14 protein-coding genes are annotated in these 15,724 nt (G+C 59.1%); 8 read left to right on the forward strand and 6 right to left on the reverse strand.

Features of this window, described 5'->3' with window-relative positions; genetic code table 11:
* Nucleotides 1-134 precede the first annotated feature (134 nt).
* From D3F01_RS11355 to D3F01_RS11365, 3 genes are read right to left on the reverse strand one after another with little or no spacing between them, the layout of a single operon-like run.
* Nucleotides 135-1,736, reverse strand: a complete 1,602-nt coding sequence (locus tag D3F01_RS11355) for a glycosyltransferase (RefSeq protein WP_242888819.1) — start codon at nt 1,734-1,736, stop codon at nt 135-137.
* Nucleotides 1,737-1,758: 22 nt separating this feature from the next.
* Nucleotides 1,759-2,586 carry a hypothetical protein gene (locus D3F01_RS11360; protein WP_242888820.1) on the reverse strand — a complete coding sequence of 276 codons (828 nt, stop codon included), beginning with the start codon at nt 2,584-2,586 and terminating at the stop codon, nt 1,759-1,761.
* 60 nt (nt 2,587-2,646) lie between these two features.
* Nucleotides 2,647-3,807 carry an acyltransferase gene (locus tag D3F01_RS11365; protein ID WP_242888821.1) on the reverse strand — a complete coding sequence of 387 codons (1,161 nt, stop codon included), beginning with the start codon at nt 3,805-3,807 and terminating at the stop codon, nt 2,647-2,649.
* Nucleotides 3,808-4,183: 376 nt separating this feature from the next.
* Between D3F01_RS11365 and D3F01_RS11370 the strand changes: the two genes are divergently transcribed.
* The 4 genes from D3F01_RS11370 (at nt 4,184) to D3F01_RS11385 (ending at nt 8,822) form a co-directional block, all read left to right on the forward strand.
* The gene (locus D3F01_RS11370; protein ID WP_242888822.1) at nt 4,184-5,692 is read left to right on the forward strand and encodes a class I adenylate-forming enzyme family protein; all 1,509 of its coding nucleotides are present in this window, start codon (nt 4,184-4,186) and stop codon (nt 5,690-5,692) included.
* Nucleotides 5,693-5,720: 28 nt separating this feature from the next.
* A complete protein-coding gene (locus tag D3F01_RS11375) occupies nt 5,721-7,193 on the forward strand; it encodes a class I adenylate-forming enzyme family protein (protein ID WP_242888824.1) in 1,473 nt (490 codons plus the stop codon).
* A 182-nt stretch (nt 7,194-7,375) separates the two neighbouring features.
* Entirely contained in the window at nt 7,376-7,618 is a 243-nt protein-coding gene (locus D3F01_RS11380; RefSeq protein ID WP_223455057.1) for a phosphopantetheine-binding protein, read from the forward strand.
* 7 nt (nt 7,619-7,625) lie between these two features.
* Entirely contained in the window at nt 7,626-8,822 is a 1,197-nt protein-coding gene (locus D3F01_RS11385) for a hypothetical protein (protein WP_242888825.1), read from the forward strand.
* Between the two features lie 482 nt (nt 8,823-9,304).
* Here D3F01_RS11385 and D3F01_RS11390 read toward each other — a convergent pair whose 3' ends face one another.
* From D3F01_RS11390 to D3F01_RS11400, 3 genes are all read right to left on the reverse strand, one after another.
* A complete protein-coding gene (locus tag D3F01_RS11390) occupies nt 9,305-11,368 on the reverse strand; it encodes a hypothetical protein (protein WP_242888828.1) in 2,064 nt (687 codons plus the stop codon).
* A gap of 264 nt (nt 11,369-11,632) precedes the next feature.
* A complete protein-coding gene (locus D3F01_RS11395) occupies nt 11,633-11,770 on the reverse strand; it encodes a hypothetical protein (RefSeq protein WP_242888830.1) in 138 nt (45 codons plus the stop codon).
* 243 nt (nt 11,771-12,013) lie between these two features.
* Complete coding sequence (locus tag D3F01_RS11400; protein ID WP_242888832.1) at nt 12,014-12,976, reverse strand: biotin--[acetyl-CoA-carboxylase] ligase; 963 nt, start codon at nt 12,974-12,976, stop codon at nt 12,014-12,016.
* A 334-nt stretch (nt 12,977-13,310) separates the two neighbouring features.
* Here D3F01_RS11400 and D3F01_RS11405 point away from each other — a divergent pair, with 334 nt between their 5' ends.
* From D3F01_RS11405 to D3F01_RS11420, 4 genes are read left to right on the forward strand one after another with little or no spacing between them, the layout of a single operon-like run.
* Nucleotides 13,311-13,841 carry a sigma-70 family RNA polymerase sigma factor gene (locus D3F01_RS11405; protein ID WP_005934952.1) on the forward strand — a complete coding sequence of 177 codons (531 nt, stop codon included), beginning with the start codon at nt 13,311-13,313 and terminating at the stop codon, nt 13,839-13,841.
* Nucleotides 13,825-14,403, forward strand: coding sequence for a hypothetical protein (locus D3F01_RS11410; RefSeq protein WP_242888838.1), 579 nt, complete (start codon nt 13,825-13,827; stop codon nt 14,401-14,403). The genes D3F01_RS11405 and D3F01_RS11410 overlap by 17 nt, the downstream gene beginning before the upstream one ends.
* A 10-nt stretch (nt 14,404-14,413) precedes the next feature.
* Complete coding sequence (locus D3F01_RS11415; RefSeq protein ID WP_242888841.1) at nt 14,414-15,094, forward strand: hypothetical protein; 681 nt, start codon at nt 14,414-14,416, stop codon at nt 15,092-15,094.
* Nucleotides 15,075-15,569 (forward strand): hypothetical protein, encoded by a 495-nt coding sequence (locus D3F01_RS11420; protein WP_242888842.1) that lies wholly within the window; start codon nt 15,075-15,077, stop codon nt 15,567-15,569. Before D3F01_RS11415 ends, D3F01_RS11420 begins: the two co-directional genes overlap by 20 nt.
* Nucleotides 15,570-15,724 lie beyond the last annotated feature (155 nt).

The following is a 15,724-nucleotide window of genomic DNA, read 5'->3' on the forward strand; positions in this document are numbered from 1 at the left end:
TTTGTGAACTGAAACAAAATTTTTCTCGTCACTTTGTGTGATATGATAAAAAAGAACCTCTCCGGCTCACTTCGTTCGCCAGCTTTCCTATGAGGAGAAGTGGCATTGCGAAGCAATGACGGAGAGGTTTTGTGTTACTTTTTCGCTGTCAGATCTTCCACAGCAGCCCGGAGCGTCTGCTCAAAAGCCTCCTTGGAATAATACTGCTCGTACATTTTACGGCATTCAGTCCGCATGGAGGCCAGCTCTTCCGGGTGCTCGATGGCATACTCCAGCAGGACAGCCAGCTGCTGCGGGTCGTCGTCGTGGTAAACGAAGCCGTTCCGCCCCTCGGAGATGAGCCCGGCGGTGCCGGTGTGCTCCGATACGATGGACGGCTTGCCGAAGATCAGACCCTCGGTGACAAAGGTGGGCATGGGATCATCGCGGGAAGCACAGACCAGACCGGTGCACTGCTCCATCAGGCTCTTGATCTCGTCACGGGTGAGCCGCTTGCAGTAGTACACGTTTTCCGGGTAGTCTGCGGTCAGGGCGCGGACGGAGTCCATCATCTCCTTGTCAGCGGCCTGGCCCACAAAGAGGAAGGAGGCCTTCTCCCGTACCTCGGGCGGCAGCAGGCGGATGGCCTTGCAGAAGATATCGTGGCCCTTGCGGCGCTCAAAGGAGCCCACCGTGGCAAACAGCGGGCGGCCGCGGTTGTAGCCCAGATCGGTGCGGACAAAGTTCTCTGCCGCGTAATCAGGCAGGCCGTAGATGAGCGGCCGGATCTCGAACTCGGGCCGCACGGCGCGCATGGCGTTGGCGGCGTGGCTGCCCACCGAGTAGACCCGGACATTCTCTCCCAGCTGGGTGGGAATCTGGTGGGCAATGTGGGGATAGCCTGCAAAGGCATCGTGGAGCCACCACAGCACCGGTACGGCGGTGCCGCTCAGGGCACGGACGGCCCGGGCCATGACCACCGTATTGACGATGACGAAGTCGGCACAGAGGGCCATGCCCCAGGCATCGGAGACATTGCGGCAGGACGACCGGGTGATGACCGAGGCCCCGGCATCCAGGAAGAGATGCAGGGAGCCGCCGTCACTGGGGCCCAGCACAAGTACCTCATACCCCATGCTGCGCAGCACCGGCACGGCGCTCACCAGCACGATGGGCGCACCGGTCATATCCAGCACATGGCTCATAATAAAGGCGCGTTTGCCATGGGCCGAAAACGCATCCTCGGCGCAGATGCCGCGCTCGTAGTGGAGCAGGGCCTGCGGGATGAGAGTGGGCTTAGTGCAGAGCTGCGCGGCCAGCGCCAGCAGCTCGGGCACATTTTCGGGGTCATGGGCGGCGGCGCGGCAGCGCTCCAGCAGGGTGCGGCTGACCACGGCGCAGCGGTTCTGCGCCTGCAGCGGCTGGCTCTGATAGAGGGCAGTCGCCCCGCCAAAGCCGAACACAGCGTTGCAGACGGCGTAATCCGCACCATCCTGCAGGGCTTTGGCAAAGTACATCAGGGCGGTGGACATCAGCTCCACGTCCTCGGCGGCCAGAAGCACGCCGTCCACGCTTGCGGTCAGTTCCCCGTCCAGCCGGTCCACCAGCCGGAACTTGCGGTGGAGCTGGTCGGTCAGTGTGGCTTTCAGGGCCGTGCTGCGGGCCGATGCGCAGACCAGCAGGTAGGTGCTCTGGGTGTTGCTGTACTCCTGCAGGGCCAGCTGACGCTGCTGCAGGGGGGTGTAGTTGTTATACATGGCTGTTCCTCCGTTCCGTTTCTCAGTTTCCACGGTGGAACAGACGCATCAGGCTGCGGATGGGAGCAGTGAGCTTCCAGCTTTTGCTGGAAAACACGCTTTCCAGCGAGGTCTCGTAGGCAATGATCCGGGCCTGCAGATCGGCGTTTTTTTGGCACAACTGTGCGATCTCCTGCTGCAGGGCGGCCACCATCTGCTGCTGGGCCGCGGCATTCTGCTCCAGCCTCTGGATATGCTGCTTTTCGCTGTCCTTGCGCAGCTGGAGCTGCTGCACGCCCTGCAGCACGGCGCAGAACAAAGGCTCGTCCGTCAGGGTCTCCAGCGGGAAGTAGCCATAGCTCACCACCAGCTTCATCCCGGCGGGGTAGTGGGTGGTGCCCTCCAGCCGGTAGTTGGGGTCATCGCCCAGGAACAGGGTGCTGCCGCCGGAAAGGTTCAGGCCGTTGGTGGGTGCGCAGATGATGCGGTCATCTGAAAAGATCAGGTTGGTGATGCAGCAGGGCAGCTCACCCGGGTCGAACCGCAGGGCCTGTGCAGCCACCGGCAGCTCAAAGGTCGCGGTCACGGCACCGGTCAGCTCGTCGGTGGTGCAGTCGGGGGCGGTCAGGGTGTCCTTTTCCGAAAAGCCGAAGCCTGCATCATAATAGAGCAGCGGCTGCAGCAGAGTGGGCGAGTCAGTATGCATCTCGCGCTGGGGGTGTGCCGCAAGGTAGGACTGCACCTTCTGTTCCAGGGCAAGGCAGCGCTCTGCCAGATGGGAAACACCTTCGTCCGAAAGCTTGAGCTGCTGTTCCAGCTCGGCGATCTTTTCCTGCAGAGCCGCAGTGTTCTCAGGAGCTGCGTTGTTCATAACCGGATTCTCCTCATAATATTATTTCACTTCAGCAGAGGGGGCACCCTCTGCAAAAAATCAGTGTTTTGCCGCAAAATGACGCTCGGGCGCTTCGGTGCGGGCGCTGCGCCGGCGGGGCGCTTCCGCCGCCTTCTGCTCCCGGCGGGAGGTGAGCCAGAACTTCAGGTCCCGGCGGCGCACCAGCAGTTCGCAGATGAGCAGGGTGGAGCCCAGCGAAAGGGTGAACTGCAGCACCATGCCCAGCACCGGGTGAGCCGCAAACTTCTGGGGCATCAGATACCAGGGAATGGCCGTGAGCTCCACGGTGTGGACGCAGAAGATGAACAGCGAACGACGGCCAATGGCCTGGATGGCGTGGGTGACAACGTTCTCCACCCTGCGCTGGAACCAGATGACGATGGAAAGGATGCCCAGGCCCGTCACGGCATCCAGCAGGATGCTCACGGGGCCGAGGGTCCACTCGGCCATCGAGACGCAGTCGGTGCTCTTGGTAAGAAGCACCAGTGCAGCCACAGCCAGCGCCGCCGCGATCATCCCGCCGCGCAGACGGGGCGAGAGGGGCTGATCAAAGATCTTATATTTCTTGGCAAGATAGCCCACATACAGGGCAGGAACGGTGACCATGCCCTGACCGATGCAAAAAGGGGCCTCCCAGGTGATGCAGATGCCCCAGCCTAACAGCATGGTACCCAGCACCGCCCAGTTTATGTACTGCTCCGGGAAGATATTCAGGATGAGATCCAGCAGGATCCATGCGATCATCAGCGAGAGCAGATACCACATGGGGCCGCAGGAGAAGAACAGCTGGCCGAAATAGGTGGCCGTGTGGGGCAGGCCCAGTGCAAAGCCGCCCAGCACCTTGTAGGTCTCGTAGGTGGCGTTGTGCAGGCTGCCGAACAGGCTGTAATGGATGATAAAATGGAACACGGTGGTGGCAATGCCTGTATAGATGTAAGGCTTGAGCAGCGTTTTGAACTGCTGGTCGATGCACTTGCCGATGGAGCGCTTGCGGAAGCCGTAGCCGCTGGCAATGTAAAAGGCCGCCATCAGGGATTCGCGGTAGGCGAACATGCAAAAGGTCAGCGGGTTGATGTGGCTGGCATCGCCCATGGGGTAAAGCTCACCGGTGTGGGCAAAGACGATGGTCAGCATGCCGACACCCTTGAGCAGATCGAACATGCCCAGCGAATTTGCGGCACGGCGTTTGGTTCCCTCCATAAAAAGGTCCTCCTCTGCGCCGCACCCCGCCCCGGGATGGCAGAATTGCCGGATTTTTGGCGCATCATGTTAAAAATTAGAGATATTTATAATAAGTATAATGCTTTTTGCCCCTGCTGTCAATCAAACCCAGGGAGAAAGCACGGTAGGCGGATACCGGGAAAAGTGTACCACACTCACGGCCTGCCCGCAACAAAAGGCAGGATTTACATCCGGGTGCACAGATTGACTGTAAGTTTAAGTTGCATATTTGTGCAATTAAATCTTGCGTTTGAGCCCTCTATGCGGTATACTCTAGGCTAGAGTACCCAGAAGATTCCATTTAGCGGAAACGAAAGGGAATATTTTAACAAAAATAAACAGGGAGTGTAAAATAATGGCAGACAAGGCTTGTAACGAAGTTGTGACCGCGGCAAATATGCCGATGACCGTTTTTGACATGATCTCTGCGATGCAGAATAAGTATGCTGACCGTGTGGCGTTCCGCTATGTGGAGGGCAAGGACACGGTGGTGGAAAAGACCTACGCTCAGTATGTGCAGGATATCCGCAAAGCGACCGGCTACCTGCAGCAGGAGCTGGGCGAGCCCAAGGGCAAGAAAATCGTCATCCTGAGCCGAACCAACTATGAGTATGGCGCGGTCGTTTTCGGCACCATGATGGCAGGCGCTGTCATCGTGACCCTGAACCAGGGCAAGACCTGGGCCGAGCTGGAGTATGAGCTGGGCATGGTGGAGCCGGACCTCATCTTCAATGATGGCATCGATTACGGCTACCGCGCCCAGCTGGAAGCGCTCTATGGCGCTCGGCTCCGCCCCATGGATGCCTGGACCGCTGCCCCTGAGGCTGAGATGGTCAACCGCATCGACCACGAGGGTCTGCTGATGCTGATGTTCACTTCCGGCACCACCGGCCGCAGCAAGGGCGTGATGCTGAGCGAGAAGAACTACTTCACCGCCTGCCAGATGTACATCGATGGCCAGAAGGACATCCTTGACCAGGAGGAGCGGCTGGCACCCCAGTACCTCGACCAGACCTTCAGCCACTTTACGCTGGTGCCCATGTTCCATCTGGCCGGTTTCATCTGCTACTTTGTCTATGGCATGCAGGGCTGGACCCTGAATCTCTGCTGTGATGCCCGCGACCTGCGCCGGGATATGAGCCTGATGCACAGTGATGCCATGTCTACCCCGCCGGTGCTGGTGGAGATGATCTACAACGAGATCAAGCGCGGCCATGCCGACCGCCTGAACGGGCTGTGGAACCTGAGCTGCAGCTCTGCCATCCTTGATCCCGCCATTCTGAGCGATCTGGTGAAGAATGGCTTCTACATCAATCAGTGCTACTCCATGACTGAGCTGGCCGGCTATGGCCTGCTGAACGTGACCCAGGAGGGTGACCACCTGCGTGCCCTGGGCAAGCCGGACGGCTTCTGTGAGGTCAAGGTGGACGAGACCGGCGAGATCTGCGTCCGCGGCGGCTGCGTGATGCTGGGCTACTATAAGGACCCCGAGGCCACTGCCGAGACCATCGACAAGGACGGCTGGCTCCACACCGGCGACCTGGCCCGCGTGGACGAGGAAGGCTACTACTATATGACCGGCCGCAAGAAGAACCTCATCATTCTGGACAGCGGCGAGAACGTCAGCCCCGAGGAGCTGGAAAAGCTGCTGGGCAGGTGCGATGCCATCAAGGAGTGCATCGTCAAGGAGATGGGCAAGAAGATCGGCACTGTGGTCTGCTGTGAGGATGACAAGCAGCAGCAGGTGAAGGCTTTTGTCACCGAGCTGAACCGCACCCTGCCCATGTACAAGCGCATCTCCGTTGTAGAATGCAGCGCCGAGCCCCTGCCCCGCAACGCGCTGGGCAAGCTGCTGCGCAAGTAAAACCAAACGGGAGAAAAAGGAGCAGACCATGGTAAACAATGTCTATGATCTTGTCACCCGGACAATGGAGCAGGAATTCCCCGGGCGGGTGGCCTTCCGCTGGGTAGAGGATGCCACCGGTACCGTGAAGGAAAAGACCTATGCCGAGTATGCACAGGATATCCGCCGCGCCGCTGCCTGGTTTGCCCGGAACATCCCGGAGGTGGAGGGCAAGCGGGTGGTCCTGTTGAGCCGGAACTGCTATGAGTACGGCGTGAATACCTTTGGCGCTGTGCTGGCCGGGGCTGTTCTGGTAACGATGAACCAGAAAAAGACCTGGGACGAGCTGAGCTGGGAGCTGGAGCTGGCAGAGCCTGCCCTCATCCTGAACGATGGGGTGGACTACGGCTGCCGTGACCAGCTGGAGGCTGCGTATGGGGAACGCCTGCGGCCGATGGATGTCTGGAAGGACACCGCGCCCGGCGGGCTGGAAAAGAAAATCGACCCCAATGCCCTGATGGTCATGCTGTTCACCTCCGGCACCACCGGCCGCAGCAAGGCCGTGATGCTGGCAGAGCGGAACTTCTTTACCGTGATGCAGATGCACGTTGCCATGGGCGACCACTTGCTGGACTTCAAGCACCGGCAGCTGCCCGAGGACAAAAACGATGTCCTGAGCAACTTTGCCATCCTGCCCCTGTTCCATCTGGGCACCTTTATCTGCCTGTTTTCCTGGCCTTTCAAGGGCTGGGCTCTGAACCTTTGCAGTGACCTGCGGAATTTCTACCGGGATCTGGGCCTGATGCACAGCGATTCCATTGCCGTGGCCCCGGTGCTGATGGAGAGCATCTACAAGGATGTCAAGCGCGGCCGCGCCGATAAGCTGAACGGCCTGTGGAACCCCTGCGGCAGCTCTGCCATGTTCGACAGCGAGACGCTGCTGAGTCTGGTGGAAAACGGCATGTACATCACCCAGTGCTACGGCATGACCGAGACCTGCGGCGATGGTCTGGTGAACTACGCCCAGGCAGAGCCCCATATCCGGGCGCTGGGCAAGCCGGACGGCCACTGCGAGTACAAGCTGGATGAGACCGGCGAGATCTGCATCCGGGGCGGCTGTGTGATGCTGGGCTACTATAAAGACCCCGAGGCCACCGCCGAGATCATCGACAAAGACGGCTGGCTCCACACCGGCGACCTAGCCCGTGAGGACGAGGACGGCTATTACTACATGGTGGGCCGGAAGAAGAACCTGATCATTCTGGGTACCGGCGAGAACGTCAGTCCCGAGGAGCTGGAAAGAAGGCTCAACGCCTGCCCTGAGGTGCAGGAGTGCGTGGTCAAAGAGATGGGCAAGAAGATCGGCACCGTGGTCTGCTGTGAGGATGACAAGCAGCAGCAGGTGAAGGCTTTTGTCACCGAGCTGAACCGCACCCTGCCCATGTACAAGCGCATCTCCGTGGTGGAGTGCAGCGCCGAGCCCCTGCCCCGCAACGCCATGGGCAAGCTGCTGCGCAGGTAAGCGCGGAAATTGTAAAAAAAGCGCGAAACCGGGCGGCCTGTGTGTTGCATTTCCTCTATAAAACAGGTATTATAAAACACAGGAATGTCCCGCCCGGCTGGCTAAACCGGCCCGGCGCGTGGCATACTGAAACTGCGCCCTTGCAGGCGATAAAAAACCCTCACGGAAAGGAAGATTTTTTGATGGAAAGAGCAGAAATCGTGTCTCAGATCCTGGCAATTCTGGAGGATGTGGCAGAGATCTCGCCCGAGGATGTCAACGAAAACAGCGTGATGATGGATGATCTGGATCTGTCCTCTATGGAGATCCTGACCGTCGTGGCCGATCTGGAAGAGACCTTTGGTCTGCGCATCCCCGAAAAGGAGCTGCGCAACTTTGTGACCATCGGCGATCTGACCGATTATCTGGCCGAGAACGCGGGGTAAATTCCGGATGAATGCAGAGCAGCGTGCGGTGTTTCAGGGCATCGTCTACTACTACCGTGAAAATCAGGTCCTCTGCCGCTATCAGGCCACGCTGAAGGAGGCCGTTGACCCGGCTCTTCTGCAGCAGGCACTGGATGCGGCCCGCCCGCTGGCAGAATATTATTTCTGCCATGTGGTGTGGGAAAAGCGGGAGGCCCGTCTGGAGCCCAACACTGCCCCCTGCCGTGTGCGGCAGGGCAGCGCCCAGCCAAAGATCCCCGAGGAGACGAACGATTATCTCTTCTCGCTGGGCTGTGAGGGAAACACGGTCTATCTGGACTGGTTCCACTTCCTGGCCGATGGCCGGGGCGGCTCGCCCTTTTTCACCCTGCTGCTCAAGCTCTACTGCAACCTGCGCTCCAACGCCGGTTTTGTGTGCGAGGCCCTTGCCTCTGACCCGCCCTACGATGTGGAACAGCTGCTGGCCCGCTACCCGGAGAGCCAGGTGGCCAACAACATGCAGAAGGACGTGCTGCAGATCCACGAGGGCACGCCCCATTTTCAGCGGCTGCGGCTGGACAGGCAGAGCCTTGTGGATCTGGCGCAGAAGGAGGGCGTGAAGCCCTTCAGCGCTCTCATGGGGCTGACCTGCCAGGCAGCGCAGCGGTATCTGGAAAAGAACGACCTTGTGTACAGCTATGCCGCCGACACCCGCGCGGCGCTGGGGGTGCCGCATGCCCTGTACAACTGCATTGCGTCCTTTCAGCTGGCCCTGCAGCTGGAACCGCAGGCCCGGCTCCACAGCTTTGCAAAGCAGCTCGACCATGAGATCCGGGAAAGCCTGACCCCGGAGCGCCGCCTGTTCCGCATGGCCGAACAGATGGGCTGGGTGTATCAGGTGTTCCGGCAGAAGGCCGCACTCAAGATCAAGAAGCGTGTGTTCCAGATGGGCGAGTACATAAGCGGCTTCCCGGCAGATTTCTGGGTCAGCTACATCGGCAGCCCGCTGCTGCCGCACAGCCCGGAGCTGGAAGCATACCTGACCGATTTCCAGACCTGGGTGCTGCCGGACGGTGCATCCCTTGCAATGGAGGTCACCAGCCTGCACGGCGTGCTGACCTGCTGCATTGAAAACAAGGTGGACAAGCCCGGCTACCTCGAGGCCCTGCGCGGCGTGATGGAGCAGGAGGGCATCAGGGTGCTGGAAGCGGTACATATCTCTTAAACTGCATACAAACAGAAACACCCCCGGTGCGATCGCACCGGGGGGTTCGCTGTTTAGTTAGCATCCTCACCCTCTCCGTCATTGCTTGCGCAATGCCACCTCTCCCGAAGGGAGAGGTAAGACATCTACGGGGTCAGGTGATGCGAAGTACAACCTCTCCGTCATCATCGCTTCGCTCGATGCCACCTCCCCTAGTAGGGGAGGCCTTGGCATACCGTCACGTTTTCGAGCGTTGACGCTTCGCTAATTTTTGCACAGTTGCCGTCAGATCTTTTCTTGCGGCAGATGATGGTTTTGGAGCCGCAGGCGACCATAGCGAAAAATGAATCTCCTGCCAAAGGCTCCCCTACTAGGGGAGCTGTCACGGCGTTAGCCAGTGACTGAGAGGTTGTACAAAGACGAGGCCCATCCTCTGTGATGCGTTGGCTCCCCCTTTGGGGGAGCTGGCAAAGCCGAAGGCTTTGACTGAGAGGGTTCGCCACTTACCCCTTCATCTGATTCCAGCTCCGAATAACCTCCCAGCGGCTGACGGAATCCTCCGCAGACGCATCCGGGGCGAGGAGCAGGTTCTCGATGGCCCATGCAAGGGCCTGCTGGACCGGGGCAGCATCGGCAGGGAGAAGAGCAGCGGGGGTCGGGGTTCCGGCGGCTTCCCACAGCAGCAGGGCCAGCTCCCCGGCGTTGTTGGGGATGGCCGCACCGGCAGGCAGGACGGTGTTCAGGTACAGCTCAGTGCCGATCATGTAGCCGGTGTAGCCGAGCACAGCCGCGCCAGCACCCGCCGTGCCGATTATGGCGGCGGTGCCAAGGATGCCGGGGCCGTCATCTTCGATGCTGGCCTCCCGGTACTGGGCTTCCACGGTAACGGTCTTGCCGTTTTCCACCGCATTGGCCGGGATGGTAAAGCTTTCGGCGTTGTAGGCCACATTGGGGTTGCCCAGCAGGCTTTCCTCACTGATGGCCCACTGGTCGAACACCATGCCCTCCGGTACGGCATCCGGGTTCAGGGTCACTTTTGCTTCTGCATCCACCGGCACGGTGCCGCTGGTCAGCGCATCCCTTTCGCCGGTCGTAAAGCTGCCGCCCACCACTTTCAGGGTGTAGGTCTTCGGTTCCGGTTCAGGCTTCGGTTCGGGTTCCGGTTTCGGGTCGTTCAGCTGCAGCTCAAGGTCAGCCGTAAGAGGCAGCTGTACTTCCCGTACCTTGCCGCTGCTCAGGGTCACATACAGGGTGCCGGTGGGCTGGCCGACCACATAAAGCTCCTTGGCGGCACTGTCCAGTGTGGTGGTATCGCCGCTGGTTTTCAGGGCCGTAATGGTTCCGTTATCAGAAACGGTAATTTTCTTGGCGCTGTTTTCGCAGCCGGTGGGAACATTCAGGAACACGCCGTTCAGGGCGCTGGCATTGCCGGCAACTTCTTTCAGGAAAATGCCGTTTGCAATGCTGGCATTTTCGCCCACCGCAACCGGGCAGTTCACCGCCACCCTATGGGGGTTCAGGTCGGTGCTGTTAAAGTCATAGCTTTTCTCGGCGGTAGGCTCCAAAATTAGGCTGTTGTTTTCAAACTTCCAACCATCACCGGTATAATTTGCCCTGCTGCCATCCCTATCTTGTGCCACGGCAGGGTAGCCGTCCTTGTCAATCACCAGCCGGGTCAGTGGGCTGATGGTTACGGTTGAGCCATTTGCAGGCGGTGCGGTGAAGGTGACTTCATAAACTCCGCGGATATCCTCGAACTCAATCTTGAAATTGCTCACACACCAGTCGGAAAGAAGCATGTGCTGCACACTATCAATGGTTACATCAAGTGGTGGGAGTGTATGGTCAAAAACATAAACAATTCTGACAGAAGCAGGATATGTTTGATTCGGGATGATATAGCATGAATTGCGATACCCATTGACCGAAACATCGATAAAATCGGACGGCGTTTCTGCTGTGAGGGTATAACCTGATGCTACGGGACTGGTGCCGCTAATGCTTGACTTATCTTTGAAAGTGCCGCCGTTGATCCTGCCGCCATTGTTTGTAACGGTGTACGAAGAAGCCCAATCACCAAACTGACCATTTTCAATGATGCCATCCAATTCATTGGTGACCGAAGTGAAAAAACGGCCACCGATTATTGTGCCATGGTTTGTAACAGCACCCTTAAAAATGCCGCCCTTGACAGTGCCATTGTTCGTAACAGAGGCTATAAAATTTCCATCCGTAACGGTTGCATTTTCGCCAATTACCAGGTTACAGTCGGTTGTGATGGAGTGCCCTGTGTGAATGGCAAAAAAATCATAGCTTGTTGGGGCATTGGGGCACAGGGTCAGAATTTTACAATTTTCATCGGCATCGTAAGTCCAGCCATCACCAGTGTAGATATCATGCCCGTTGACTGTTTGGTGAGGGATATGATCCAGAACAGGATAACAGTCTTGTCCGATTTTAAGTTCGCCGCTGCTACCCTCTTCCGCTGCTGCGGTCAATGCCGACACGGGCAGGAACGTCAGCACCATACTAATTGCCACCAACAGGCTGAGTAGTCGTTTCTTCATGGGGGATTCCTCACTTTCCTTGCGCCGGTCTCCCGGCTGGGTGGTAGGGGGGCTTATACTCTTCTACTTCCTATAATGCAAAAAATGAGGAATCCTTTCACCTGACTGGGAATTTTTTTTTTTTTTGAGGACGACCTCTCCTCCTTGACAATCCACCGAAAATTGACTATACTACAAATAGAAAAGGCGCTGACTGCAAATGGTCAGCTCCCACTCCTAGTCAGTTAAAAAGATTGACCGCTAAGTTTGGAAGGCTTGGGGCGGTCAATCTTTTTTGTTTTTATCGTGTTCTTTGTTAGAAATTTTCCAACCAGCATCAAATGCGGCTTTGGCAACGTTGACCATCAACGTCAGCAAACCGATGATGACGGTCAGTAGTGCGCAAACTTCTGCTAAAGACATCTGACATCCCTCCCTTCGCTTAAAGCTCCGGGACAGGATCTTATTCAAAAAAGTTCCGTTTCCCGGAGACCTGCAGCCCACTTGCGTGGGGATGTAATGACCGGGAGTGGAAGCATGACCACCTGCATTGCAGACAGCACCTTTACCGCCATTGCTGGCGATATTTTTAGTTTATCATAAGATTCGACGAATTACAACCAGAAAAGCGGCTCACCCTCTCCGTCTTTGCTTCGCAAATCCACCTCACCCTGTCCTTGTCGGCCGGATGCTGACCTCACCATGCTGCAGGGCAACCTGCCTGCCGCCCTCGCGCTCCACCACCAGACGGCCCGCATCGTCAATGGAAAGGGCCTTTGCGGCATAGGTATCGGCCCCGGTGCAGACAGTGACCCAGTGGCCCGGCACAAAACAGCGGGCCCGGTACTCGTCCAGACAGTCGAAGGCCGGGCAGAGGGAGAGCAGCTCCCGGGCAATGGCCCCGGCCAGCACTGCCCGGCTCACGGGTGCGGGCCCGCCGGGGTAAAGGCTGCCCGCCGTGCGGGCCAGCTCCTCGGGCCAATCGGCAGAAGAGGTGGTCAGGTTGAGGCCGATGCCCACCACCAGCCATTCCAGCTGACCGCATTCCATGTCGGTCCCGGCTTCGGTCAGGATGCCGCAGACCTTGCGGCCCTGATAGTAAAGGTCGTTCACCCATTTGATGCCCAGCTCCAGCCCGCACAGGGCCTTGACAGCCCGGGCCACGGCCACTGCCGCACTGATGGTCACACTCTGGGCATCGGCGGCAGAAAGGGCGGGCCGCAGGATGAGGGAGAGGTAGACCCCTTTCCCGGCAGGGCTCTCAAACCGCCGCCCCAGCCGCCCGCGCCCCGCCTTCTGGTGGGCCGTGAGCACCAGCGTGCCGTGGGGCGCACCGCCCAGTGCCAGCTGCTTGGCCGTCAGGTTGGAGCTTTGCAGCGTGTCGTAGATGTGGATGGGAGCGGGGTAGGGGCCCACAGCTTCGGCGCAAAAGGGGTCACCGCCTGCCAGTCGGTAGCCCCGGCGCGGGGCGGAATCCAGCGCGTATCCCTGGGCCGAAAGCGCCTGTGCCGCCTTGTGGACAGCCGCGCGGCTCACGCCCAGCGCTTCGGCCAGCTGCTGGCCTGAGATATAGGCTCCTTCTGCCGCCGAAAGCGCCTGCAGCAGGGCCTGTTTGGTGCTTCCCCCCATGGAAACTGCCTCCTTCTTATAGTATAATAACAGTATAGCATAACTTGAAGTTTTGCAAAAGAGACTTGCCCATTATGCCAATGGCTCCCCTACTAGGAGCAACAGCAACAACCGCCGCCAGTGGCGGATGAAGGGCGTTGCTGTTGGGGCCGCGGCCAGCAAGATACGAGTGCTGTTTACAGCACGAAGTGGATGCTGGGAGCCGCAACCCGTACTGGCGCGAAGCGCCTGAGAGGTTTGATCCATTTTTTTTATTTTTCAAAATTTTTGCAGGAAAACCGTGCTCTGCTTCGTATTCATTTACAGAGCGGCAGGAAAGGAGGGATGCGGACCGTTGACAACACTGGAATTCAATGCGCTGGTGCGGCAGTATCAGGGGCTGGTCTACACGGTCTGCCACCAGCTGGTGCCGGACGAGGGCGATGCCCAGGATCTGGCACAGGAGACTTTTTTGGCCGCATGGCGGGCCATTGACCGCTGCCCGCCCGGGTACGAAAAGCAGTGGCTGGCGCGTATCGCTTCCAACAAAGCCAAGGACTACCTGCGCAGTGCGTGGGTGCGCCGGGTGAACACCCCGGGAGATGATATCCTTGCACTGGAAGGCGCGCCGCCCGGCTCCGACCCGGAGCAGCAGGTGCTGGATGCCATGAGCGAGGAGACCCTGACCGGGAAGATCCTGGGGATGCGGGAGCCGTACCGCACCCCCTGCCGCCTGATGCTGCTGGAGGGCCGCACCGCCGCCGAGGCGGCAGCCCTCTGCGGCAGGCCCCAAAAGACGGTGGAGGCGCAGATCTACCGGGCAAAGAAAATGCTGGCGGAGCAGATCCGTCAGGAAAGGAGGAGCGAAGATGGAATTGTTTCGTGAAGATGGCTGCATGACCGACGCGGGCTTCCGGGCCATGATGGATGGCCGGCTGGATGAGCTGGGCAGGCTGGAAGCCGCCGAACATCTCTCTTATTGTGACCAGTGCATGGACCGCTACACGGCCCTTTTGACCGCCGACGCACTGGAAACACCGCCAAGGAGCGTGCAGGGCGTGGTGATGGGCACGATCTGGGCCCGCCTGATGCAGAATACCTACGGCAGGGCTGCTGTGGCCGGTGTGGCCGCTGTGCTGGCCCTGACTCTGTGGCGGAGCGGAGCGCTGCAGCAGATCATCCAGTATGGTGCCGGGCGGGAGACCGTGCTGGAGACCGACCAGAGCCAGCTCTGGGAGCCCGGCCGGAATGACCCGGCCCCGGAGAACACCCCGCAATACCGCCCCATTGAGGACGACCGGCCGCAGGCCGCACCGGAACAGCTGGGGAGACCCGTGCAGACAAAACAGGACCGCCGTTATGCCGGCGAAGGCTCCTCTTTGCTCCACAAGCTGCTCACGGATGTGACCGATAAGATTGCGGGCAATGCCCCGAATACTGAGAAATGAGGGAACGATTATGAAGAAAAATGGCATCCTGACCCTGCTGTTCGCCTTTATCCCGGGCGCAGGCCAGATGTATCAGGGATATATGAAGCGCGGCCTTTCGCTGGTGCTGATGGCTGTTGCCATCGGCATGGCATCCGCACTGATCCCGCCCGTCGCGTTTACGCTGCTGGTGGTGTTCATGTACAGCTTTTTCGACACCTTCAACCTGCGTGCCCAGATCAGCATGGGCACCGCCCCGGAGGACGATTATCTGATACACTTCGACCCGCAGGACAAGCGCCTTGCCCGGATGATGATGGACAGCCACAAGCTGGTGGGCTGGTGCCTGATCGCCATCGGTGCGCTGATCGCCTACGAGCAGATCATTATGAACACGCTGGGCGATATCCTGTGGCGCTGGGGCCAGAAGGCTCCGGTGTGGCGGGCCATCTATCTGGTGATGGATCAACTGCCCGAGGTGGTGCTCTGCGTGGCGCTGATCCTGTGCGGCATCTGGCTGGTGCGGGGCCCCAGAGCAAAGAAAGCTGCCCCGGAAGCCGCCGCCCCGGAGGAGACCGATTTTCAGGAGTATCAGCCTGAAAAGAAGATGCCCAGCCTGCTGGATCACTTTGCCCGCAAGGCAGAGCCGGATACGACCGGTGAGGTGACCCTTGACCCGGAGGATGAAGACGATGGACGAGAAGAAGAATGACACAGCAGAGACCCCGGCCTTCAAGGCCCCGGAAAACGCCCCGGTGCGCCGGGTGGGCACCCTGACGCTGGGAGTCTGCCTGATCGTCTGCGGCGTGCTGTTCCTCTGCTATTTCTTTGTGCCGCATTTCAACTGGGAGCTTGCGTTGAAGATCGCTCCGGCGGCAGGGCTGATCCTGCTGGGGTGCGAGGTGCTGTATTTTGCCGCAAGGCCCCAGCGCTGGAAGTACGATTTTCTTTCGGTGTTCCTCTGCATCGTGCTGATGGTCAGCGCCTTTGGCGGGGCCTGCCTGATGGCAGCCTTTGATTTTGCCCTGCACCGGGAGGAGTTCTGGATCGAATACGATGCCCGGCAGGAACGGGACCTGACCGATGAGGAAAGCGACCGCCTGCGCCTTGATCTGGACGAGGGCACCGGCCCTGACCTCGATGAGGAAAATGAGGACAGCAGCGCGGCCTCCCACACGGAAGTGTGAGCCATACAAAAAACATATCACAGCAATACAAAAGATACCTTTTACAGGGGGCACCTGTCCGGGTATACTGAATGTGCACCCGGACGATGGGTGCTCGAAGAAAAAAGTGTAAAAGCGAACCGCCATGGCATCTGTCACCATGGCGGTTCGCTTTT

Source organism: Faecalibacterium sp. BCRC 81149 (assembly GCF_022750605.1).
Lineage (GTDB): Bacteria > Bacillota > Clostridia > Oscillospirales > Ruminococcaceae > Faecalibacterium > Faecalibacterium duncaniae.